The following is a 21,539-nucleotide window of genomic DNA, read 5'->3' on the forward strand; positions in this document are numbered from 1 at the left end:
CCACGCCGCGAGGGGCCCCAAGTCAAGCCCCAATCGCGGCGCCGAAGGCGCCCCCGGAAGACGCAGCGCCCCACGACACCGGCAGCCAACAAAAGAACAACCACGCACGGCACCGGCAGCCAAGCGACCACCACGCAAAGACCAATCACGCATGCAACCGGCAGCCAAAGACCCTCAACTAACCCCGCGGTGAGACGCGCGAGCCTGAGCGAACTCCACAACCTGCCGCCCAATAGTCCGCAGATTCGCCGCAACGTCCAGATCCGAACAACTGCAGTCGTCGTCAAACTTCACCTGAGCGGAATTAACGGCAGCCCCCAACGGCGTAGGCCACCCCCGCAACGCATGCACAATCGACCGCAACGCACTCAACGTGTTGACCGAAGCCTGCCACCCATAAGCAGCAGCAACGCACCCAACAGCGCGTCCATCCAAGTAGGGCCGATCATCGGCCCGCAAATCCTCAACGTAATCCAGAGCGTTCTTGACGAGCCCGGACACAGTCCCGTGATACCCAGGCGAAACGAGAATCACCCCGTCCGCCGAAGCAAGGTCGGCGACGAGCCGCCGAGCCACCTCAGACCGCTCGGGCTGTGAAGGATCGTAGAAGGGAAGCACGAGGTCAGCACCGCTGTACTCGACCGTCTGAGCCCCCGCCTCCCGCGCACCGGCAAGCGCGATCTTCAGTGCCCGCTCCGACTGCGAGTCGGGCCTGATCGAGCCGCCGATCCCAACCACCTTCACACTCATTGTTCGATCCTCGCACCTCCAGTTATGTGGATGTCTTCGCTACCGGCTAGTAACGTCGGACACATGTCGAACCTCCAGGCTCGGGCGCTCGCCGGTGCGCTGCGCTTCGCGTTCGGTCTGCCCGCACCGCTGCGCCGCCTGATCGCCGGCCCGCCGATCCGGCTGGACGGGCAGGACCTGCACCCCGAAGCCCAGCTCCTGCTGAAACTGCAGACGCTGACCGGCCGGGGCTGGAGCACCTCGACACCGGAGTCGACTCGCCTGGACCTCGAGCTCTCCAGCAAGCTCGTTGCGGGCCCGCCGATCGCCGCGGTCGACACGAGGAACCTGAAGATCGGGAACTTCGCCGCACGGCTTTACACGCCGCACAAAAGCAAGGACACCCCACTGCTGATCTTCTTCCATGGCGGCGGATGGGTGTCCGGCAGCCTGGAGAGCCACGACCAGCTGTGCCGGTTCCTGGCCGCCGAGGCGGGCATCAAGCTGCTGGCCGCGGACTACCGGCTGGCGCCCGAGAACCCGTTTCCGGCCGCGGTCGAGGACGCGCAGACCGTGCTCGAGTACGCCGTCAAGAAGGCCGCCGACCTGGAAATCGACCCGGCGCGGATCGTGCTCGGCGGCGACAGCGCGGGCGGCAACCTGGCCGCGGTGACCGCGCACCAGAACCCCGGCGCGGCGGTGTTCCTGCTGCTCTTCTACCCCGGTGTGGACGCGTCGGTTCGGCGGCGGTCGCGGGAGCTCTTCGGCAACGGCTTCTTCCTGACCGACGAAAAGATGGACTGGTTCCTGGACCACTACGCCCCAGGGCTCGATGAAAGGCACGACCCGCGCGTGTCCGTGATGCTGGCCGAGGACCTGAGCAAGATGCCGCCCACCTACCTCGCGACGGCGGGTTTCGACCCGTTGCGCGACGAGGGGGAAGCGTTTGCGGCCAAGCTCGCCGAGGCCGGCGTTCCCGTGGTGCTGCGCAGGCACGAGGGCCTGTTCCACGGGTTCGCCAACATCCTCGGCGTCGGCGGGGTGTTCCGTGAGGCGGTCGCGGAGGCGGTCGGCGCGCTACGCACCGGCCTCGCTCTCGCGAACTCCGCCCAGGACCTCTCCGAGCCGGCCTGACCGGCGCGTCAGCACGACTGCGAGCGCCGCGAGCAGCAACCCGCCCGCTCCAGCCACGACGAACCCGAGCGGCGGGCCCGAGTGGTCGATCGCGACACCCGCGAGGGGCAGACCGATCGCCGATCCGAACGTGAACGCGGAGCCGTGCAGGCCGAGCGCCTCGCCGCGCACGGTGGGCGGCACCAGTCCGGTGATCTTCTCCGCGGTGGCGGCGATCGTCGGCGCGCACATCACGTTCATCGGGATCAACGCCAGTGACAGGACCAGCCAGTTGCCGTCCCCGAGCCCGACCGGGATCGCAAACAACGCCAGCAGCGCCATCAGCGTGATCTGACCTGGTGGGCGCTTGATCGAGCCGTAGATCAGGCCGCCGATGGCCGACGACGCGCACATGACGACGAACACGACGCCGATCCAACTGGCCTCGCCGACGCGCTCCAGGCTGGCCACGATGGCGACCTCCATCGCGCTCAGCGCGAACACCGCGCCCGCGGCGACCGCGAGTGTGGCGAGCAGCGGCCCGGTGACCCATTCGCGCTTGCTCGGGTGCGGCCCCTCGACGTCGTCGTCCTCGTGCACCAGCACCGGGTTGACCGCGTAGAGCAACGCACCGGACGCCAGCGTCGCGAGCCCGATCACGGCCAGCGCCCAGCTCGTCGAGAGCTTCGTCGCCACCAGCACGCCTAGCGCCGGGCCGACCATGAACGACAGCTCGACCGAGATCGAATCCAGGGACATGGCCGTGCGTCGCTGGTGAACCGGCACGAGTGCGGTGATCGCCTGCCGACCGAGCGACATCGCGGGCACGCACAGGACGCCCGCGACGAACCCCGCCACGAGCAGCACCACGTACGTCATCAGGGGTGCGAGCAGGAAGAACAGGGTCATGCTCGTGACCGAGAGCAGCAACATCGTGCGCAGGCCGCGGCGGTCGATCAGGCGCCCCATCAGCGGCGACCCGATGCCGATGCCGACGGTGATCACCGCGCTGGCGAGTCCGGCGGCGCCATAGCCGCGGTCGAGCGTGACTGCCACGTGAAGTGTCATGGTGACACCCACGGCCGTCGGTGGAATCCTCGCCAGCAACATCAACACCATCAGGGTTCGAACCCCAGGCAGCCGGAGGACGTGTTGGAACGGGGCGAGGGTCACCCCACCATGGTGGCCTGACCGGCAACAGAATATTTAGCGAGGCTATGAAGTTGGAACCACGGGAGCTGCTCAAACAGGCGGGGCTGCGCATCACGGCACCCCGCCTGGCGGTGCTGGAGTGGCTCTACACACATCCGCACACGACGGCGGAGCAGGTGGCCGACGGCGTGCGCGCCCGGCTCGGCACGGTCTCCACGCAGGCGGTATACGACGTGCTGCACGCGTGCACGCGGTCCGACTTGGTGCGCCGGATCGAACCCGCGGGCCACCCCGCGCGCTACGAGACGCGCACCGGTGACAACCACCACCACCTGGTGTGCCGCGGCTGCGGGCGCACCGAGGACGTCGACTGCGTCGTGGGCGACGCGCCGTGCCTCGAGCCGTCCGACACCCACGGCTTCGTGATCGACGAGGCCGAGGTCGTCTTCTGGGGATACTGCCCCGACTGTGTTTAGAGCTTGTCCTCCCGCTGCACGTCGAGGTTGCGGAAGGTCGGCTCACCGTCGCAGAGCGCCGCGAGGCGAGCGGCGAACTCGCTGGTCTGCGGCATCTCCGAGTTGCGCATCGCCTCTTCGTACGACGGGAACTCGACGATCTCGACGTAGGTGCCGGGCGTGTCGTGGTCACTGGTCGTGACGGCCCTGGTGGCGGTCCGCTCGCCCTGCGACGAGGCCATCCACTCGTCCATCAGCTTGTCCAGCTGCTCGGGCTGGCTCGTCCGGTACTCGATCAGTTGAATGAACGTCATCCGTGGAGAGTGCGCCGGACGGACGATCACGACTACGGCCTTTGGTCCTCCCAAAGGTCCTTCAGCGCGCCGTACGCACGCTGCACCAAAGGCCTCTTCCGCGCGTAGTACGCGACCTTGTCCGGATCCGGGGTGATCCGCCGCGTAGGCACCACGATGTCCGCGGCGGCCGTCAGCGACTCCAGCTCACCGAGCGCCCGCCACGCCAGCAGCGCCGCCCCGACCGCGGAGCCCTCGCTGTCCTCGGTGATCTCCAGCGGCAGCCCGAACGCCGCCGCCAGCACCTCCGCCCACAACGGACTGCGGAACGCGCCACCGGTGACCCGCACGCTGTCCACGTGCGGCACCGCGTCCAGCACCGTCGCGAGCTGCTGGCACACACCCTCCACCAACGCCCGCGTGATCTCCGCCGGCCCGTGCTCCCGCCGGAAGCCGAGCAACGCCGCGCGAGCGGTCGGATCCCACCACGGCGCGCGCTCGCCGAGCAGGTACGGCAGGGCCACGATCCCTTGTGCGCCAACAGGAACCTCGCCCGCGCGGGTCAGCAGCTCCCCCACGTCGACGCCGAACGTCTCGGCCGCCCACTGCGCCACGACCCCGCCGTTGCTGATCGCGCCGCCACGCGCCCACAGCCCGTCGCCGATGGCGTAGCAGAACGTCCGGCACTCGTCGTCGACTCCGGGCCCCTCCTGGGCGACCCGCAACGCACCGCTGGTTCCCAGCGACACCGCCCCCACACCGGGCACGACCGCGCCGACGCCGAGGTTGCCCATCGGTCCGTCACCGCCACCCGCGACGACCGGCAAACCCTTGGGCAGTCCGGGAATCTCCGCGGTGAGCGGGCTGTGCGCGGTCGGCGCTTCGAGCTCGGGGAGCTGGTCGGCGCTGATCTGGGCGAAGTCGAGCGCGTCCGGGTGCCACTCGAGCCGCCGGATGTCCATCAGGCCTGTGCCGGAGCCCGACGAGTGCTCGGTGGTGAACCGGCCCGTGAGCTCGCGATGGACGAAGTCCTTGAGACCACACCACTTCTGGGCGGTGAAGCCGTGCTCGGCGAACCACGCGAGCTTCGTCAGCGGCGACATCGAGTGGATCGGCGTGCCGGTGGCCTGGTGCAGTGCCTTGCCGCGGGCCGTACCGCGCAGGCGTTCGGTCTGCTCGACCGCCCGGTTGTCCGCCCAGCTCAACGACTCCGTGACGGGCTCGCCGTCGTTCAGCCCCAGCAACGTGTGCATCGCGCCGGTCAACGACAACGCGCGAACGGTGCCCGACGCCGCCACCTCGGCCAGAGCCTGGAAAGCGGCGTCGAGCACTCGCGACGGGTCGTGCGTGGCGTGGCCTTCGGACATGGTGCGCATCGAATACTCACGCTCCGCCGAGGCGACCACCTTGGCCCGCCGGTCGACGGCGATCACCTTCGTCGCGGTGGTGCCCAGATCCACGCCCAGCACGACTTCGGTCATGCGCGCAGTATGCCCGCGGTCAGGCGAGCGCCGCCCGCTCGATGTAGGCCCACCGCTTCGCGTTCGGGACGTACACCTCGACCCAGTGACCGTTGGAACGGGTCACGTTGGTGACGTCGACGTGCCACCCCTCCTTGACGTTGCCGATCACGAAGTTGGCGTCGTCGCGGAGAGTCGCGTTCCTGGTCACCTTCTTGTGGTGGACGGCAACGGGAGCGGCCGGCACGTTGAACGTGACACGTCGCCAGCCGTCGCTCGCGACCCGGCTGCGCCCCTCCAGGATCTTGTCGGGTACCGGGTGTCCGGCGGGGTAATCCGACTGCTTGATCGACTTGCCGATGCAGTCGCGCTTCGTGAACCCCCACCAGGGGAACTGCTTGTGCGCTCGGTCCTGGTAGGAGATGAGGGCCCAGGTCTCATTGACGTTGTATCGCCAAACAATGGTCTTTCCGGTGGGCACCGTGAACGTGCTGTTGGCCACGACCCCTTCTTTGGGGTAGTTCAGGTGAACTGTGCACGCGCTCTTCGTCGCGAACCTCAGGAAGAGCTTCGTCTTCGAGCCTGCGGACGCCTGACCGGGCATTGCCAGCACGACGACCGCAGCGAGCGCCGCCAGGCCGAGAGCAGCGGATTTGCGAACCATTTACTGAGCATCCCTCACTAGTAGCGGTTTGTTATCGTCTGCGCGGAGCGAGCGCCGACACAACGAGTAGGACACATCACGAATCGCGGCCGCAAGATATTTCAACAATGAAATTTTACAAGTCCCCTACCTGCTGAAACGCACCGAAGTGAAAGAGAGAAATGACTGAAATCGCTGCGACGGACGTGACGGTCCTCAAGGAAGAGATGGCGCGGAAGAGGTTGACCCAGAAGGATCTGGTCGAGCGACTGAAGGCTGTCGGCATCGAGACATCCAAGGCGACGATCTGCCGTTCCTTGAAGGGAGAGCGGAAGTTCGCCGAAACGGAGTTGAGGGCGATCAGAGACATCCTCGACATGAAGCCGGTACCGAAGCAGCCCGCACCCCGCTCCTACAAGGGGATCGCCATTGTGGCCACCCTCGTCGCGTTGAGCGCGATCGCGATCTTGGTTGTCGTGCTGGTTCGAGAACCGGACTCCACCGGTGAGCCGACTCCACAAGCAACACCAGCTCCGCAGGGCAGGTGCGACAAGTACGAAATCGCGGCGAAAGACCTGTGGCTTCGAGACGAGCACACCAACCCGGTGACACAACTGCCACGCGGACTGAAGCTGACCGTGAAGAACCGCGAAACCCGGCAGTGGCAGGTCGAAACCGAGGACAACCGGTCGGGCTGGGTCGACCCCGGCTACTTGAAGCCGATCTGCTGAAGCGGATGCAGGTGGGGCAGGACGCCGAGGCGTTCGCGGCCGTGCAGGAAGTAGGACAGCAGCACAGCGAGCCAGGGAGCACCGATCCCGTTGAGACACAGCGGTTCCACGCCGTTGAAGGTCATGACACACGCGGCGTTCGGCAGGTCGGCGGTGAACTCGACCATCGCTCCGTGATCGAACCCGATCCACTGACCGTTGACCAGGCACCGCGTCCGGACGTTCGTCACCACCGTGCGCGCCAGGCAGTGCTCCCGCCACTGCGGTGCCGCCTGCGCGGCGGCCCGGTTGCGGGCCATCGAGTTGCCCACCGCCGTCGCGGCGTACCCGGCCGCCATGAACAACGGCGAACCGAGGAACAGGCCGGTGGTCTGCTGGTACTCCACGTTCATCCCGTAGAAACGGGAGTAGGTCAGCGGCAGATCGGAGTAGGCGTCCTCACCGGGATCCAGCAGTAGCGGTGTGAACATGGTCTGCGGTTCGCCACCCGACAACAGGTGCCGGTACAAGTGCGCTGCGGCCGACCAAGCGGCTTCCCACTCGGTATTCACAGCGACTCACCTTACGGGAGCAAACCAATGGTGTGAGCCAGATCCCGCCCATCGGCAGCACCGCACTCCGTCGCCGCGTCGGCGAGAACACGCAGCCACTTGTTCAGGCGCTTCGAGGCGACTCGCTCGGCCCGATCCACGATGTTTCCGCCCATGCGGAGACCGTGCTCAGTGTTGCCTCCCCGAATGTGCAGCGTCGCGAGGGTGGCCAGGTCCATGAGGTTGTCCTTCTCCAGCCCGGCCTTCTGCGCGTTCACCGTGGTCCGCATCGCCTCGAACGCCATGGGCGCGTGCTCCGGGTGCTCACGGGTGAGCGCGAAGCAGACGTTGCCGCGCACCGATTCCGCACCCCAGGAACGGAAGTACTCCAGCCACTCCGGAACCGCATCATCGACGTGCCGCGCATAGTTGTCCTCGCTGCGACTCGTCAGGTCCAGCGCCCGGTCGGCGCGCCCCATCTCGGAGTAGGCGCGCGCCTGATAGCACGAGGTGACGAAGCCGATCGCCCCGAGACGCGCCTCGGCGGCAGGCAACTCGGCGAGCTGGAAGAGCTTGAGCGCCTCCCCCGGACGGTCGTTCGCCATGTCGATGTGCCCCATCCGGCACAGCAGGAAGGCACAGAGCCCTGGGTCCTCGGCCTGCTTCGAGTGCTCGAGCGCTCGGAGGAAGTGGTGCCGTCCCTGATCAGCCATGAGGCTGTCGAACGACGCCCAGCCCACCACGTTGTGCAGGTCCGCGACCGCGTTGTGCAGATGCTTGCGCACCTCGTCGGTCATCGATGCCTGGAACAACGTCTCGGACGCCTGCACCTGGGCCAGCGCGGCGACCCGCGAAGCGCCGCCGCCGAGCCGGTAGTCGAGCTGTCGCAGTGAAGCGGTGGTGGCTCGCAGCCGGTACACGTCGGCCATGCCCACCCGGCTCGTGGCTTCGATGGCCGTCGGCGGGGCGGCGGTGGCGGCCGGGTCGCCGAGGACGGCGTCGCCGACGATGATCGCGGCGGCATTGGCGAGGAACTGGCGACGCTTCACGGATTCGTCCTCCGTTCGCTGGCTCGCCTCCTCACCGTACGCGGGAATGTGCGCGAGGCCCAGGTATTCGCGCGGTATTCCAAGACCATCGGCAATTCGCGCGAGCACGTCGTATGTGCGAACGGCTCGGCCCGCGAGGATTTCGGACACCTCCGAGGGACTCTGTCCGACGAGGTCGGCGATGCGCCGCTGGGAGGCCCCCGCCGCGCAGACCAGCCGATACACCGCACCGATGTCGCGCCTGGCCAGAGCGCGGCGCATTGCGGGCGTTTCCCAATCCACGGCCGGAAAATACGCCGAAAACGCACTGGTCAGAACAAAGTAAAGACCCCCATCGGGTGATAAATCCCGATGGGGGCCGGTTAAGGCTTATTCACAGGGTCTTGGCGAGGGCTTCCGCGATCTCGTACGTGTTCAGCGCCGCGCCCTTGCGGAGGTTGTCGCCGCACACGAAGAAGTCGAGCGTGTTCGGGAAGTCCAGCGCCTGGCGCACGCGCCCGACGAAGGTCGCGTCCTCGCCCACGACGTCGGCCGGCGTCGGGAACTTCTTGGCGGCCGGGTCGTCGATCAGGACGACGGTCGGCTGCGCCTCGAAGATCTTGTGCGCCTGCTCGACCGTCACCTCACGGGCGAACGTCGCGTGGACGGCCAGCGAGTGGGTGGTCACGACCGGGACGCGCACGCAGGTCGCCGACACCTTGAGGTCCGGGATGCCGAGGATCTTGCGGGACTCGTTGCGGACCTTGAGCTCCTCGGACGTCCAGCCGTCGTCCTTCAGCGAACCGGCCCACGGCACGACGTTCAGCGCCAGCGGCGCGGGGAACGGCGAGTCCGCGATGGGCAGGCCCGCAGCCTCCACTGTGGACCGGACGTCACCGGCCTCCACGCCGACCTGCTTGCCCGCCACCGCGGACAGCTCGTCGTAGAGCCGGTCGATCGCCGCCTGGCCGCCGCCCGACGCCGCCTGGTACGACGAGACCACGAGCTCGCGGAGCTCGAACTCCCGGTGCAGGGCACCGAGCGCGGCCATCATCGACAGGGTCGTGCAGTTCGGGTTCGCGATGATGCCGCGCGGCCGGTCGCCGATCTTGTCGACGTTGACCTCGGGCACCACCAGCGGCACCTCGGGGTCCATGCGGAAGGCGCCGGAGTTGTCGACCGCGATCGCACCGCGCGACGCCGCGATGGGCGCCCACTCGGCGGAGATCTCGTCCGGCACGTCGAACATCGCGATGTCCACGCCGTCGAACGCCTCGGGGGACAACGCGATGACGGTCAGCTCCTGGCCGCGCACGTTGATCTTCTTGCCCGCAGAGCGCGGGGACGCGATCAGCCGGACCTCGCCCCACGGGAAGTCGGAGCGGGTGTTCATGATGTCGATCATCACGGTGCCGACGGCACCGGTCGCGCCGACCAGCGCGAGAACCGGGGCGCTCATCGGCCACTCCCCGCGTAGACAACGGCCTCTTCGTCGCCGCCGAGCTCGAACGCGTCGTGCAGCGCGCGCACGGCGTCGTCGAGCTGGGTGTCGCGGCAGATCACCGAGATGCGGATCTCCGAGGTGGAGATGATCTCGATGTTGACGCCCGCGGTCGCGAGCGCCTCACAGAAGGTGGCCGTGACGCCGGGGTGCGAGCGCATGCCCGCGCCGATCAGCGACACCTTGCCCACGTGGTCGTCGTAGAGGACCTGGTCGAAGCCGATCTCGGCGCGCGCCTTCTCCAGCGCCGCCACCGCACGCGGGCCGTCGTCCTTCGACAGCGTGAACGTGATGTCGGTGCGGCCGGACGCGGCCTGCGAGATGTTCTGCACGACCATGTCGATGTCGAGCTCGGCCTGCGCGACGACACGGAAGATCTTGGCTGCCACGCCGGGGTGGTCGGGCACGGCGGTCACGGTGACCTTGGCCTCGGACCGGTCGTGCGCGACGCCGGTGATCATCGCCTGTTCCACGGTTTGGTCCTCCACTGACCCGGACACGATGGTCCCGGGCTTGTTGCTGAACGAAGATCGGACGTGCACGGGTACGCCGTAGCGGCGCGCGTACTCGACGCAGCGGAGCATGAGCACCTTCGCGCCGCACGCGGCCATCTCGAGCATCTCCTCGTAGGAGATCGTCTCCAGCCGGCGGGCGTTCGGCACGATGCGCGGGTCGGCGGTGAACACGCCGTCCACGTCGGTGTAGATCTCACACACGTCGGCCTTCAGCGCCGCGGCCAACGCCACCGCGGTGGTGTCGGTGCCGCCACGGCCGAGCGTGGTGATCTCCTTAGAGTCCTGGCTGACGCCCTGGAAGCCCGCGACGATCGCGATGGCGCCGTCGGCGAGCGCGTCCTGGATCCGGCTCGGCGTCACGTCGATGATGCGCGCCTTGCCGTGCACCGCCGTGGTGATCACGCCGGCCTGCGAGCCCGTGTACGACCGCGCCTCGGCACCCAGCGAGTGGATGGCCATGGCGAGCAGCGACATCGAGATGCGTTCGCCGGACGTGAGCAGCATGTCGAGCTCACGCGCGGGCGGGACCGGGGACACCTGACGGGCCAGGTCGAGCAGCTCGTCGGTCGAGTCACCCATCGCGGAGACGGCGACGACGACGTCGTTGCCGGCCTTACGTGTCGCGACGATGCGCTCGGCCACGCGTTTGATCCGCTCGGCACTCTCCACCGATGATCCGCCGTACTTCTGGACGACGAGCGCCACCGACCTGCCTCCTCACGACTTGCCGAAATCCCACGTCGGAGGCGAGCCTACCCGTACCGACCAGTGGGAATCGGGTGCCGTGACGGGCACTACTCTGTCCGAGGTGTCGACCGTCGACGTGGTGGAGGCTCCCCCAGCGATGCAGGAGAGCGTGCGAACACGGGTGCTCAGACACCGTGTGACGCTGCTCGTCGCGCCGGCGCTGGTGTTCCTCGCGGTCCGTCAGCTCGGCATGCTGGTCCTCGTCCTGATGGCCGACAACGCGCACAAGTCGGTCACCTCGGTGCTGACGTCGTGGGACGGCCACTGGTTCCTCGGCATCGCCGAGAGCGGCTACAACAACGTCGACCCGAAGCTCGTGGACGCGTTCGGCCGGCGCACGGCGGAGACGCCGCTCGCGTTCTTCCCCGGCTATCCCGCGCTGGTGCGCTGGGTGGACGGCCTGCCCGGTGTCGACGTGACCGGCGCGGCGTTCACGGTCAGCCTGGTCAGCGGCGTGTTCTGCGCGTACGGCCTGTACCGGCTGGGCCGGGCGATCCGCGGCGGGTCCGAGAAGACCGGCCTGATCCTGGTCGCCCTGTTCGCCGCGTCGCCGATGGCGATCGTGCTGTCGATGGCGTACGCCGAGGCGACGTTCTGCGCGTTCGCCGCATGGGCCCTGGTCGGCGTGGTGGAACGCCGCTGGATCCTCGCGGGCGTCTGCTGCGCCGCCGCCGGCCTGGTCCGGCCGACCGCGGCGGCGCTGATCCTGGCCGTCGGGCTCGCGGCGGTCGCCGCCGTGATCGAACGCCGAGGTGACTGGCGGGCGTGGCTCGGCGGGATCGTGGCCCCGGTCGGCATGGTCGGCTACCTCGGCTGGGTCGCCGCCCGCACCGGCCGCCTCGACGGCTGGTTCGCGCTGCAGGAACGCGGCTGGGACTCGCGGTTCGACGGCGGCGCGGCCACGTGGAAGTTCGCGCTGATCCACCTGGGCAATCCCCGGTCGGTGCTGGAGCTCGCGACGGTGTGGTTCCTGGCGGGCGCGATCGTGCTGCTGATCGTCGGGATCCGGCGCCGGGTCGAGTGGCCGTTGATGGTCTACGCGTTCGGCGTCTTGATGATGGACATCGGCTCGAACGGCCTGATGAACTCCAAGGCCCGCCTGCTGGTCCCGGCGTTCACGCTGCTCGTGCCGATCGCGCTGGCCTTGGCGAAACGCCGCACGTCGACCACGATCACGGTGCTGGGCATGGTGGCCGTGTTCAGCGCATGGTTCGGCGCCTACGCGATCACGGGGTGGCAGTACGCGATTTGACTTCCCGTCGGCCCTACAGCTGACGGTTCCTGCTTCTTCACCCATACGGGGAGGTTTCGACAGTTGCCTCGCCGACTAGCGCCGGGTTGGTCTGACACCGTCTCCACAGGCTGCAACCGCCAGCCCGGCGGCCAGAATGTTGAGCGCCGCGTTGACGTCTCGGTCATGGGCCGCGCCACACCGGCACGTCCACTCCCGCACACTCAGCGGCATGGCATCGGCCAGCGCTCCGCAAGCCGAGCACATCTTGCTCGACGGGAACCACCGATCGACCGCGATCACCTCACGCCCGTGCCCGTACCACGCTGCCTTGTACTCAAGCATGGAACGGAACCCCGACCACGAGGCGTCGGAGACTGCGCGAGCCAGCCCGCCGTTACGCAACATCCCCGACACGTTCAAGTCCTCGATCACGATCGTTTGGTTCTCACGAACGAGTCGAGAGGTCAGCTTGTGCAGATGATCGCGCCGGCGGTCGGCGATGTGGGCGTGGATACGTGCGACTTTGCGGCGGGCTTTGTCCCGATTACGAGAGCCTTTGGCTTTGCGCGCCAGACATCGCTGCGCTTTCGCGAGCCTGATGCGCTCGCGCCGCTCGTGCTTCGGGTTGATGATCTTCTCGCTGGTCGACAGCGTCAGCAGCGAGGTGATGCCGGCGTCCACTCCCACCACACCACCTGCGGGCGCGTGATGCGGGACGACGGTTTCGACCAGGATCGACACGAACCAGCGGTCTGCCGCGTCGCGGGACACAGTGACGGTCGACGGCTCGGCGCCGTCCGGGAGGGGGCGGGACCAGACGATGTCGATCGGCTCACTCATCTTTGCGAGGGTGAGCTGCCCGTCTCGCCACCGAAATCCGGACCTGGTGTACTCGGCCGACTGCCGGGCCCGCTTCCTGGACTTGAACCGCGGGTAGCGGGCCCGTTTGGCGAAAAACCCCGCGAATGCACGCTGCAGATGCCGCAAGCACTGCTGCAGCGGCACCGACGACACCTCGGACAGGAACGCCAGCTCGTCGGTCTGCTTCCAGCCGGTGAGCATCGCGGAAGTGTCGGCGTAGCTCACTCGACGTTGCTCGGCGGACCACGCCGTGGTGCGGGCTTCCAGCGCCTTGTTATAGACCAGACGCACGCAGCCGAATGTGCGCAGCAACTCCTGTCGCTGCTGTTCGGTCGGGTAGAAGCGGTACTTGTACGCCCGCTTCACCAGTGTCGAGCCGACAGTTCACAGTTTGCCAAGACGACAGGCACCGCTGATCACGAGGCTGGCCCAGCACGTCCCGAGAGGCGATCCCAATGAACGAGCTCATCGCTTCCCGATGGAGTCCGCGGGCGTTCGACGAGCACGCCGTCGTGACGCCGGACGAGATGCGGGTCCTGCTGGAGGCGGCGCGCTGGGCGCCGTCACACGGCAACAGCCAGCCCGCGCGGTTCGTGCTCGGCTACCGCGGTGACGACACGTTCAAGCGGATCTTCGACACGCTGCGCACCGGCAACCAGTCGTGGGCCTGGCGCGCCTCGGTGCTGCTGCTGGGCGCGGTGATCACCGCCGACTCGCGGGGTCCGCTGCCCAACACGGACTACGGACTCGGGCTCGCGATGGAGAACCTGGTGCTGCAGGCCGTGGACAGCGGGCTGATCGCGCACCAGATGGGCGGGTTCTACAAGGAGCACGTGCACGAGGCGTTCTCGATGCCGGACGACGTGCGGCCCGTTGTCGTCGTGGCGATCGGGCGGCCGGGCCGAATCGAAGATCTGCCAAAAGATCTCCAGGAGAAGGAACGCCGCGAGCGGGTCAGGCGTCCCCTGAGCGAGACGGTCTTCACCGGCAGCTGGGGGCAGCCGGCGTTCTGAGCTCTGGGGGGATCTCGTGAAGTTGTGGTCGCTCGCATTGGTCCTGGTCGTCAGCGCGTGCGGCACGATCTCCGTGGCGCCCGCCCAGCCGCCGGACGTGAACGTGGTCGCCGTGCCGACGGCGTCCGACGGTCCACTGTGCTCGGTCGCGTTGCCGGAGAGCTGGGTCCGCCGGGTGGCCGACTCCGAACTGCGCGACCTCGGCACGCAGGCGAACGTCGTCGCGGCGAGCCCGGACGGCCGGACGGTGTTCACCCAGAGCAAGGACCGCGGACTGCTGATGGTCTCCGGCGGCAAGGTGCGCGAGGTCATGCAGGCGGAAGGTGAGTTCGTCGGCGCGGACTTCGACGGGCGCTGGCTGACGTTCGGCCTCGGCCACAGCGCGGGCAACCTCGGCTGGTGGACCGCCTACGCGTGGGATTCCCTGTCGGACGCCGAGCCGTTCGTGCTGGACGCCAATCCCGAGGGCCGCCGGTCCGGGCCGCTGTTCACCACGTTCACGAGGCACGGCAAGGCCGCGTGGGTTGTGGACGGTGAGCTGCACCGGTACGACCTGGCGGCGCGCAAGGACGAGATCGTCGCGCGCGGTGTGCAGACCAACCCGGTGTTCTTCGGCGACGAGCTGTTGTGGCACGAGAACGGCGTGCTGCGCGGGCCGGAGCAGGTGCGGCAGGCGAGCAGGTGGATGGCCGCCGACGAGAAGACTCTCGCGTGGGTGTCGAACAACTCCGTGTACGCGTGGCGTGCGGAATGGCCGGAGGCGCGGAGGATCGCGCAGGTGGAGGTCAGCCCGCACGAGATCCAGAACGTGCGCGTGTCCGGCGACCTCGTGACGTTCAGTACCGAATGGAGCCATGTGACGGACCTGCGCAGCGGTGGCACGTTCCGCTCGAACCGGCCGGGTTACTCGCTCCGAGTGGTGGGCGGCGCGTTGACGGTGCAGCTCGGCGAACGGGTGCGGGTGCCGTCCGCGGTGCCGGCGTCGGAACTGCCGCCGTTGCCCGGCTGCTAGCCGAGGCGCCTGACCAGACGCAGCACGAGTGCGCGGATGGCGAGCCAGAACAGTGCGGCGATGCCGAAGTTGACCAGGACGCGAAGCTTGGCGTCGCTGGGTGTGAAGAGGTCGCGGAAGCCGAGGGCGAGCGGCTGGGCGAGGTCCTTGACGGTGCGGGTGATCGTGTTGTCCGGATTGGCCCCGCCGACGGTGAGCACGACGTGAACGACGAGCACCACCGCCAGCGCGAGCCCGATCCAGCTCAACACCCCGGCGACGATTCCGACGATGCGGCTGCGCATGGCCGGAGGGTACTACTCAGTAGCGAGCGACCGCTCGCGCCAGGATTCCGGTCACGACCAGCCAGAACACGGCTGCGAGACCGTAGTTGAGGAAAACGCTGACGTTGTAGTTACCGGTATCGAACAGCCCTGGGAAGAACAGGGCGAGCGGTTCGGCGAGCGACCGGATGAAGCGGAAGAAGCCGTTGTCCTGGTTCGCACCCAGAACGATCATCAGGATGTAGATGATCTCGATGAGCGCGAACAACGCGCCGATGCCGCTGATCACGCGGGACGCCGTACCGCGACCACTGTATGTACGTAATCTGGCCATACATGAGAGTTGCCCGTATTCGCGCAGGTCGAAACACGATCGGGTGACGTCCACAATCTGGGCGGTCGGTTCCGAATCCGGACGGGGTGTGGTTACTCTGTCCGACGTGGCGCGTGCCCTCCTGCTTCGCTGCCGTGACGGGGTCTGATCAGACCGGCCCCCCGTCGCGGGATTCAGCGTTGCCGCCGGTCGTCGTTGGCAACGATCAGCAGCAGGAGCACATCTCATGACCACGTCACCCGACGCCTACACCTCCGGCACCAGCCGCATCCGCCAGCCCGCGCGTCCGGCCCCTTCGTCGCAACCGTCGTGGAACACGCAGCTCGGCAGCTCGATGCCGTTCCACCGCTACCGGCCGTTCCACGAAACCGTCGAGGTAGTGGACGTACCCGACCGCACGTGGCCCACCAAACGAATTACCGAGGCGCCGCTGTGGTGCGCGGTGGACCTGCGCGACGGCAACCAGGCGCTGATCGACCCGATGTCCCCGGCGCGCAAGCGCAAGATGTTCGACCTGCTCGTCCGGATGGGATTCAAGGAGATCGAGGTCGGCTTCCCGGCCGCGTCGCAGACCGACTTCGACTTCGTCCGCGAGATCATCGAGGACGGCGCGATCCCCGATGACGTCACCATCCAGGTGCTGACCCAGTGCCGCCCGGAGCTCATCGCGCGCACCTTCGAGTCGCTGCGCGGCGCTTCGCAGGCGATCGTCCACTTCTACAACTCGACGTCGATCCTGCAGCGGCGCGTGGTGTTCCGTTCCGACCGTGCGGGCATCAAGCAGATCGCGGTGGACGCGGCCGCTTTCGCGTTGGAAGAGGCCAAGAAGTACCCGGAGACCGAGTTCCGCTACGAGTACTCGCCGGAGTCCTACACGGGCACTGAGCTGTCGTACGCCCTGGAAGTCTGCAACGCGGTATCGGCCGTGATCGCTCCTACTCCCGCTCGCCCGTTGATCATCAACCTGCCGGCCACGGTCGAGATGGCGACGCCCAACGTGTACGCCGACTCCATCGAGTGGATGTCGCGCAATTTGGATCGTCGCGACTCGATCATCCTGTCGCTGCACCCGCACAACGACCGCGGCACCGGCGTGGCCGCCGCCGAGCTCGGCTACCTGGCCGGCGCGGACCGCATCGAGGGCTGCCTGTTCGGCAACGGCGAGCGCACCGGCAACGTCTGCCTGGTGACCCTGGCGATGAACATGTTCAGCCAGGGCATCGACCCGCAGATCGACTTCTCGGACATCGACGAGATCCGCCGGACCGTCGAGTACTGCAACCAGCTGCCCGTCCCGGAGCGCCACCCCTACGGCGGCGACCTGGTGTTCACCGCGTTCTCCGGCTCCCACCAGGACGCCATCAAGAAGGGCTTCGAGGCCCTGGAGGCCGAGGCGAAGGATGCGGGCCAGCACGTCGACGAGTACCCGTGGGAAGTTCCGTACCTGCCCATCGACCCGAAGGACGTGGGGCGCAGCTACGAGGCAGTCATCCGGGTCAACTCCCAGTCCGGCAAGGGCGGCGTCGCGTACCTGATGAAGCAGGAGCACCACCTCGACCTGCCGCGGCGCCTGCAGATCGAGTTCTCCCGCGTCATCCAGGAGGTCACCGACACCCAGGGCGGCGAGATCGGCCCGAAGGACATGTGGGACGCGTTCTCGGTGGAGTACCTCGACGGGCGCGTACCCCTGCACCTGGTGCGGCACCGTGCGTCGTCCGACGGCAGCGGGCACGAGGAGATCACCGCGGTGATCCGCGTCGACGGTGACGAGCACGAGATCACCGGTTCCGGCAACGGTCCCATCGCGGCCTTTGTGGACGCTCTCGCTTCCGTTGGGTACGACGTTCGGGTGCTGGACTACGCCGAGCACGCTCTCTCCGCCGGTGATGACGCCCGTGCTGCCGCGTACCTCGAATGCGCGGTCGGGGATCGGGTGCTGTGGGGTGTCGGGATCGACTCGTCCACTGTGGCCGCTTCGCTGCGGGCCGTGGTGTCGGCCGTGAACCGGGCCAACCGCTAGTTCAGCTTGTGACGGAGCCGGGCCGCCAGTGCGTGCCCGGCTTCGTCGTTCAGGCGGGTCATGGTTTGGAACGCCGCGAACTGCTGTTCTTCGTACGGGGTGTCTGGTGGTAGCGGGGCGAGGTGCCAGTGGACGTGGCGGTTGCCCTGCTGGCTGCCGAGGCTGAGGACGTACAGCCGTTCCGTCGGGACGGTTTCGGTCAGTGCCTTGCCTGCTTTGTGGACGATCGCCTGGACGGCCAGATACTCGTCCAGTTCGAAGTCCGTGACCACGTGTTCGCGGTGCTTCGTCGGGGTCACCAGCAGGTGGCCGTGCATCGACGGGAAGCGGTTGAGGAACACGGCCGCGTGCTCGTCGCGGTAGACGACGTGGTGCGGGTAGTCCGGGTTGCCGGCGAGGAGTTCGCAGACGAAGCACGCTTTGCGGACCAGTTCGAGGTAGGCGGCGTCGTCCCACGTGGGTTGATCGGTCACGGTTCCAGTGTGCCGAGCACGAACGTAGAACTCGGGGGTCCGGAACGTAGGACACACGGGGCGGGAACGTACGACACGCGGGATTGTCAGACCCTGGACGTAGGCTGGAACGTGGGGGCCGGAGGCCAAGCCCTGCGGGTGAGATCACGCTTGCTGTGTGGATGCTGAAGAACACAGCGGTACGGGAGTGTTCACCTCAGTGCCGTACGTTCCCGGATCATGACCGCCACGCTCGTCGTGCTGTTCCTGGTAGCAGCCGTCCCGCTCCTCCCCACCGAGGCCGTGCTCATCGGTGCGGGCGTGCTGGCGTCCAACGGCGGCCTCCCCCTCTACGTGGTGATCGCCACGGCGGCCCTCGGGTGCCTCGTCGCGGACATGGTGAACTTCCACCTCGGCCGCCAGATGGGGATGCGGGCACTGAACAAGCTGAACAAGTCCGCGAAGGCCAGGGCGATGGTCGTGTGGACGGCCGACCACCTGGCGACGAAGGGCGAGTCGATCCTGATCGCGGCACGGTTCCTGCCCGCGGGCGGCATCGTCGGCGCGATGCTGGCTGGCAGTCTGAAGTGGCCGCTGAAGCGGTTCGTGCCGGTCGCGGCGATCGGCTCGCTGCTGTGGAGCTGCTACCCCGCCACGATGGGCTACCTGGGCGGTCAGGTGGTCGACGAGCCGCTGCTCGCGATGCTCGTGTCGTTCGGCGTCGCGACGTTGATCTCCGTGCCGGTCGGCATGGCGATCCGGGCGCGCAGCGCCACCCGCGCCTTGTCGTACGCGGACGCGTCGTCGTAGAGCATCGAGTTGGCGTTGGCGGCGTCCAAAATAGCCACGATCTCGAACGCCAGCTGCGCCGGATCGGGTAGGCCGGCGTCGCGCGCCAGTCGTTCGAACAAGCCCTCCCATTCGCGGCCCAGCGAAGCGATCTCGTCGCGAACGCGGCCCGGACGAGAGTCGAACTCCGGGCGCACCGACGAGAAGAAGCACCCGCCGGGGAACACGCGCCGCTCCGAGTAGGACAGCCACAGCTCGATCACGGCCCACAACGGATTCTCGGCAGCCAAAGCAGGCCGGACGACCTCGGACACCACGGACTCCCGCGCCGCGCGAACCGTCGCGAGCTGCAAGTCCTCCTTCGAGCCGAACAGAGCGAACACGCCGCTCTTGCTCAGCCCCAGGTCCGCCGCCAGCCGCCCGATCGACAGCGTCTCGAGCCCCTCCGCCGACGCGATCTCCGCGGCTCGGCGCACGATCAGGCGGCGCGTCTGCTCGCCTCGCTCCAGCCGTCCGTCCACAGACAAACGGTACGACACAAACTACTAGCACGATCGTTCGTATTGTTAGTACGGTACGGACCATGGACCTCTTAGCGCTGGATCGCAAAGCCCTCGACGTCAACCTGAAGCTCATCGCCACCATCGACGAAAGCCAGTACGACCTGCGCACACCGTGCGACAAGTGGACCATCGGGCAGCTGCTCGACCACCTCAAGGAGTCGACCTTCGGCTTCGCCCAGCTGCCCAACGAGGGCACGTACGCCGACGCCGCAGACGCCGTCACACAAACATTCGGAAAACCCGGCTACCTGGACGAACTCATGGAGTTCGCGAGCTTCGGCCAGATGCCGGGCCGCTGGAAGGTCGCGTCACACCTCGTCGACACGGTCGTGCACGCCTGGGACCTCAACAAGGCGCTCGGCCGCCCGGCGGACCTCGACGAGGAGCTGGCGGCAGCCGCCCTCAAGATCGCCGAACGGCTGCCGGACACCCCGGCGGTCCGCGGCCCGGACGCGGCGTTCCACTACCCCGTCGAGACCCCGAACACCGCCACCCTCACCGACCGCCTGGTCGCCGTGACCGGCCGGAAACCGAACTGGGATCAGCCGGCGAAGTCCTGAGTCATCCAGACCGTGCCCTTCGCGTCGCGGGTGACGACGATGCCGATCCGGTTGAACGAAGAGCTGAGGATGTTCTGGCGGTGACCGTCGTTCGGCGGCTTCTCGTCGATCATGGACTGGGTCAGGCCGAGCGCCATCTTGGCGATGGGGTCGGGGGCGTTCGCGACGGGACCTCCCGAGCCGATGTTCTCGCCGGCGCTCGACCACCGCACGCCGGCCGCGCTCTCGCGGTCACCGAGGTCGGCCTCGCCGGGGCAGCGGTGGGACAGGCCGCAGCCCGACATCATCGTCTTCGTGTGCGCGTCGGCGGCCCTGATCAGGCCGTCGTCCATCTTCAACGCGGGCAACCCGTTCTCGGCCCGCACCTGGTTGATCAACGCGAGCACCCGCTCCGCGGCCGAAGGCGTCGAGGCAGGCGGTGGAGGCGGCGGAGCGGGCTTGGGCGGCGCAGAGGAAACGACGGGCGTCGGCGAAGCGGAAGCAGTTGCCGAAGCAGACGACGCGGCGGGCGCGCTCGTGGGAGTGGGAGCGACCGACGGCACGCTCACCTGCGCCGCCGGAGCGGGAGCCGAGGTGGGTGCGGCGGTGGGTGCCAGCACGGCGGGGGCGATCACCACGCCCAGCACGAGGGCGATCGTCGCGGTGGCACCCGCCGCGACGAGCGCCGTCTTGCCGGTGACCAGTTCGGCGAACCCGTGGCTCGCGGCCAACGCCACGGGTGGCGCGCTGTGCACGGCAGACAACACGCTCGCCGCGTAACCGGCGGGCAGCGCCAGCAGGGCCGAGCCCATGAGCAGGCGTTCGGCGGGCAGCAGGTCAGCGCCGGCCCGGCTGCAACGGCGGCACTCCGTGACGTGACGCCGGAAACGCTTGCGCCACAACGGGGTCGGCTCGCCCGACCAGTCGTGCGCCACCTTGGCGAGCTGCGGGCAGCGCGGTGTCGCGGAAAGGGCACGCACCAGCAGGCGGGTGGCTTCCACGCGCTGCTTCAGCCTGCTCACGCGCACCGTGACGTGGTGGGTCTTGAGCCGTAACGAGCTGGTGACGTCGGCACGCGTCAGGTGACCGGCTTGTTCGAGCGCCCATAACGCGAGCAGGTCGCGGTCGTTTTGGTCCAGCCATTGCGCCGCGAGCTCGATCTCCTGCCGCTGCCGCGACATGCCGAGCCTGGTCAGGGCCTCGTCGACGAACTCGGCGTTGGGGTCGGCCTGGTCATCGACCTCCAACAGCGGAGTCGCGGCCGTCCGGTGGTTCTTGCGGTGTTGCCGGATCTGGTTGACGGTGACGGCGACCAGCCAGGACCGGAACCGGCCCGGTTCGCGCACACCACGGATGCCGCGCACCACCCGGATCATCGTGTCCTGGACGACGTCGTCAGCGTCCGAGGAGAGCGACCGTCGGACGATGCTGTAGACCAGCGGCAGGCACTCGGTCACCAGTTCGTCCAGCGCCCGCCGGTCTCCGGCGCGCGCGGCGTCCACCAGCTCCGATAACTCGCCCGTGGTCGCTTCCATCTGATCGATCACGCCCACACCTTCGCT

23 protein-coding genes and 1 pseudogene are annotated in these 21,539 nt (G+C 68.0%); 9 read left to right on the forward strand and 15 right to left on the reverse strand.

What is annotated here, in order from left to right:
* Positions 1–174: 174 nt before the first annotated feature.
* Complete coding sequence (locus QSK35_RS22855) at positions 175–750, reverse strand: NADPH-dependent FMN reductase (RefSeq protein WP_285749472.1); 576 nt, start codon at positions 748–750, stop codon at positions 175–177.
* A gap of 63 nt (positions 751–813) precedes the next feature.
* On the opposite strand from QSK35_RS22855, the gene QSK35_RS22860 reads away from it, so the two are divergent.
* Positions 814–1,863: an alpha/beta hydrolase gene (locus QSK35_RS22860; protein ID WP_285749474.1), complete on the forward strand. Its 1,050-nt coding sequence runs from the start codon at positions 814–816 to the stop codon at positions 1,861–1,863.
* On the opposite strand, the gene QSK35_RS22865 is transcribed toward QSK35_RS22860, so the two are convergent.
* Positions 1,807–2,961 (reverse strand): MFS transporter, encoded by a 1,155-nt coding sequence (locus tag QSK35_RS22865; RefSeq protein WP_285749765.1) that lies wholly within the window; start codon positions 2,959–2,961, stop codon positions 1,807–1,809. The two genes, QSK35_RS22860 and QSK35_RS22865, sit on opposite strands and share 57 nt — an antisense overlap.
* Positions 2,962–3,059: 98 nt before the next feature.
* Here QSK35_RS22865 and QSK35_RS22870 point away from each other — a divergent pair, with 98 nt between their 5' ends.
* A complete protein-coding gene (locus QSK35_RS22870) occupies positions 3,060–3,470 on the forward strand; it encodes a Fur family transcriptional regulator (RefSeq protein WP_285749476.1) in 411 nt (136 codons plus the stop codon).
* Here the strand turns inward: QSK35_RS22870 and QSK35_RS22875 are convergent.
* The 3 genes from QSK35_RS22875 to QSK35_RS22885 are packed head-to-tail and all read right to left on the reverse strand — an operon-like array spanning position 3,467 to position 5,866.
* Entirely contained in the window at positions 3,467–3,763 is a 297-nt protein-coding gene (locus QSK35_RS22875; protein ID WP_285749478.1) for a hypothetical protein, read from the reverse strand. The genes QSK35_RS22870 and QSK35_RS22875 overlap by 4 nt on opposite strands.
* A gap of 32 nt (positions 3,764–3,795) precedes the next feature.
* Positions 3,796–5,223, reverse strand: a complete 1,428-nt coding sequence (locus QSK35_RS22880) for a gluconokinase (protein ID WP_285749480.1) — start codon at positions 5,221–5,223, stop codon at positions 3,796–3,798.
* A 19-nt stretch (positions 5,224–5,242) separates the two neighbouring features.
* Positions 5,243–5,866 (reverse strand): hypothetical protein, encoded by a 624-nt coding sequence (locus tag QSK35_RS22885; protein ID WP_285749482.1) that lies wholly within the window; start codon positions 5,864–5,866, stop codon positions 5,243–5,245.
* 185 nt (positions 5,867–6,051) lie between these two features.
* On the opposite strand from QSK35_RS22885, the gene QSK35_RS22890 reads away from it, so the two are divergent.
* Positions 6,052–6,576 carry a DUF6471 domain-containing protein gene (locus QSK35_RS22890; RefSeq protein ID WP_285749484.1) on the forward strand — a complete coding sequence of 175 codons (525 nt, stop codon included), beginning with the start codon at positions 6,052–6,054 and terminating at the stop codon, positions 6,574–6,576.
* Here the strand turns inward: QSK35_RS22890 and QSK35_RS22895 are convergent.
* The 4 genes from QSK35_RS22895 to QSK35_RS22910 all read right to left on the reverse strand — a co-directional run bounded on the left by QSK35_RS22895 (position 6,555) and on the right by QSK35_RS22910 (position 10,855).
* Positions 6,555–7,127, reverse strand: a complete 573-nt coding sequence (locus tag QSK35_RS22895; RefSeq protein WP_285749485.1) for a hypothetical protein — start codon at positions 7,125–7,127, stop codon at positions 6,555–6,557. The two genes, QSK35_RS22890 and QSK35_RS22895, sit on opposite strands and share 22 nt — an antisense overlap.
* Before the next feature lie 11 nt (positions 7,128–7,138).
* Positions 7,139–8,437, reverse strand: a complete 1,299-nt coding sequence (locus QSK35_RS22900) for a helix-turn-helix domain-containing protein (RefSeq protein ID WP_285749487.1) — start codon at positions 8,435–8,437, stop codon at positions 7,139–7,141.
* Between the two features lie 91 nt (positions 8,438–8,528).
* The gene (locus tag QSK35_RS22905; protein ID WP_285749489.1) at positions 8,529–9,593 is read right to left on the reverse strand and encodes an aspartate-semialdehyde dehydrogenase; all 1,065 of its coding nucleotides are present in this window, start codon (positions 9,591–9,593) and stop codon (positions 8,529–8,531) included.
* Complete coding sequence (locus QSK35_RS22910; RefSeq protein WP_285749491.1) at positions 9,590–10,855, reverse strand: aspartate kinase; 1,266 nt, start codon at positions 10,853–10,855, stop codon at positions 9,590–9,592. Before QSK35_RS22910 ends, QSK35_RS22905 begins: the two co-directional genes overlap by 4 nt.
* A gap of 79 nt (positions 10,856–10,934) precedes the next feature.
* On the opposite strand from QSK35_RS22910, the gene QSK35_RS22915 reads away from it, so the two are divergent.
* Positions 10,935–12,149 carry a glycosyltransferase family protein gene (locus QSK35_RS22915; protein WP_285749493.1) on the forward strand — a complete coding sequence of 405 codons (1,215 nt, stop codon included), beginning with the start codon at positions 10,935–10,937 and terminating at the stop codon, positions 12,147–12,149.
* Positions 12,150–12,224: 75 nt separating this feature from the next.
* On the opposite strand, the gene QSK35_RS22920 is transcribed toward QSK35_RS22915, so the two are convergent.
* Positions 12,225–13,358 (reverse strand): RNA-guided endonuclease InsQ/TnpB family protein, encoded by a 1,134-nt coding sequence (locus QSK35_RS22920; RefSeq protein ID WP_285749495.1) that lies wholly within the window; start codon positions 13,356–13,358, stop codon positions 12,225–12,227.
* An 89-nt stretch (positions 13,359–13,447) separates the two neighbouring features.
* Between QSK35_RS22920 and QSK35_RS22925 the strand changes: the two genes are divergently transcribed.
* Complete coding sequence (locus QSK35_RS22925; RefSeq protein WP_285749497.1) at positions 13,448–14,005, forward strand: nitroreductase family protein; 558 nt, start codon at positions 13,448–13,450, stop codon at positions 14,003–14,005.
* Between the two features lie 16 nt (positions 14,006–14,021).
* Complete coding sequence (locus QSK35_RS22930) at positions 14,022–15,017, forward strand: hypothetical protein (RefSeq protein ID WP_285749499.1); 996 nt, start codon at positions 14,022–14,024, stop codon at positions 15,015–15,017.
* On the opposite strand, the gene QSK35_RS22935 is transcribed toward QSK35_RS22930, so the two are convergent.
* Together QSK35_RS22935 and QSK35_RS22940 are read right to left on the reverse strand one after the other, a co-directional pair.
* Positions 15,014–15,301 carry a hypothetical protein gene (locus tag QSK35_RS22935; protein ID WP_285749501.1) on the reverse strand — a complete coding sequence of 96 codons (288 nt, stop codon included), beginning with the start codon at positions 15,299–15,301 and terminating at the stop codon, positions 15,014–15,016. The genes QSK35_RS22930 and QSK35_RS22935 overlap by 4 nt on opposite strands.
* 16 nt (positions 15,302–15,317) lie before the next feature.
* Positions 15,318–15,614: a hypothetical protein gene (locus tag QSK35_RS22940; RefSeq protein WP_285749766.1), complete on the reverse strand. Its 297-nt coding sequence runs from the start codon at positions 15,612–15,614 to the stop codon at positions 15,318–15,320.
* 226 nt (positions 15,615–15,840) lie between these two features.
* On the opposite strand from QSK35_RS22940, the gene leuA reads away from it, so the two are divergent.
* Entirely contained in the window at positions 15,841–17,634 is a 1,794-nt protein-coding gene (gene leuA, locus QSK35_RS22945) for a 2-isopropylmalate synthase (RefSeq protein ID WP_285749502.1), read from the forward strand.
* On the opposite strand, the gene QSK35_RS22950 is transcribed toward leuA, so the two are convergent.
* Positions 17,631–18,107, reverse strand: coding sequence for an HIT family protein (locus QSK35_RS22950; protein ID WP_285749504.1), 477 nt, complete (start codon positions 18,105–18,107; stop codon positions 17,631–17,633). The genes leuA and QSK35_RS22950 overlap by 4 nt on opposite strands.
* A 219-nt stretch (positions 18,108–18,326) precedes the next feature.
* Here QSK35_RS22950 and QSK35_RS22955 point away from each other — a divergent pair.
* A pseudogene (locus QSK35_RS22955) lies at positions 18,327–18,740 on the forward strand (DedA family protein); the annotation flags it as partial.
* Positions 18,741–18,760: 20 nt separating this feature from the next.
* Here the strand turns inward: QSK35_RS22955 and QSK35_RS22960 are convergent.
* Positions 18,761–19,396: a TetR/AcrR family transcriptional regulator gene (locus QSK35_RS22960; protein WP_352244140.1), complete on the reverse strand. Its 636-nt coding sequence runs from the start codon at positions 19,394–19,396 to the stop codon at positions 18,761–18,763.
* A 62-nt stretch (positions 19,397–19,458) separates the two neighbouring features.
* Here QSK35_RS22960 and QSK35_RS22965 point away from each other — a divergent pair, with 62 nt between their 5' ends.
* On the forward strand, positions 19,459–19,998 hold the full coding sequence (locus QSK35_RS22965; protein WP_285749506.1) for a TIGR03086 family metal-binding protein: 540 nt from the start codon (positions 19,459–19,461) through the stop codon (positions 19,996–19,998).
* On the opposite strand, the gene QSK35_RS22970 is transcribed toward QSK35_RS22965, so the two are convergent.
* The gene (locus QSK35_RS22970; protein WP_285749508.1) at positions 19,980–21,524 is read right to left on the reverse strand and encodes a sigma-70 family RNA polymerase sigma factor; all 1,545 of its coding nucleotides are present in this window, start codon (positions 21,522–21,524) and stop codon (positions 19,980–19,982) included. The genes QSK35_RS22965 and QSK35_RS22970 overlap by 19 nt on opposite strands.
* Between the last annotated feature and the right edge of the window lie 15 nt (positions 21,525–21,539).

The organism is Lentzea sp. NBRC 105346, assembly GCF_030269605.1.
GTDB lineage: Bacteria > Actinomycetota > Actinomycetes > Mycobacteriales > Pseudonocardiaceae > Lentzea.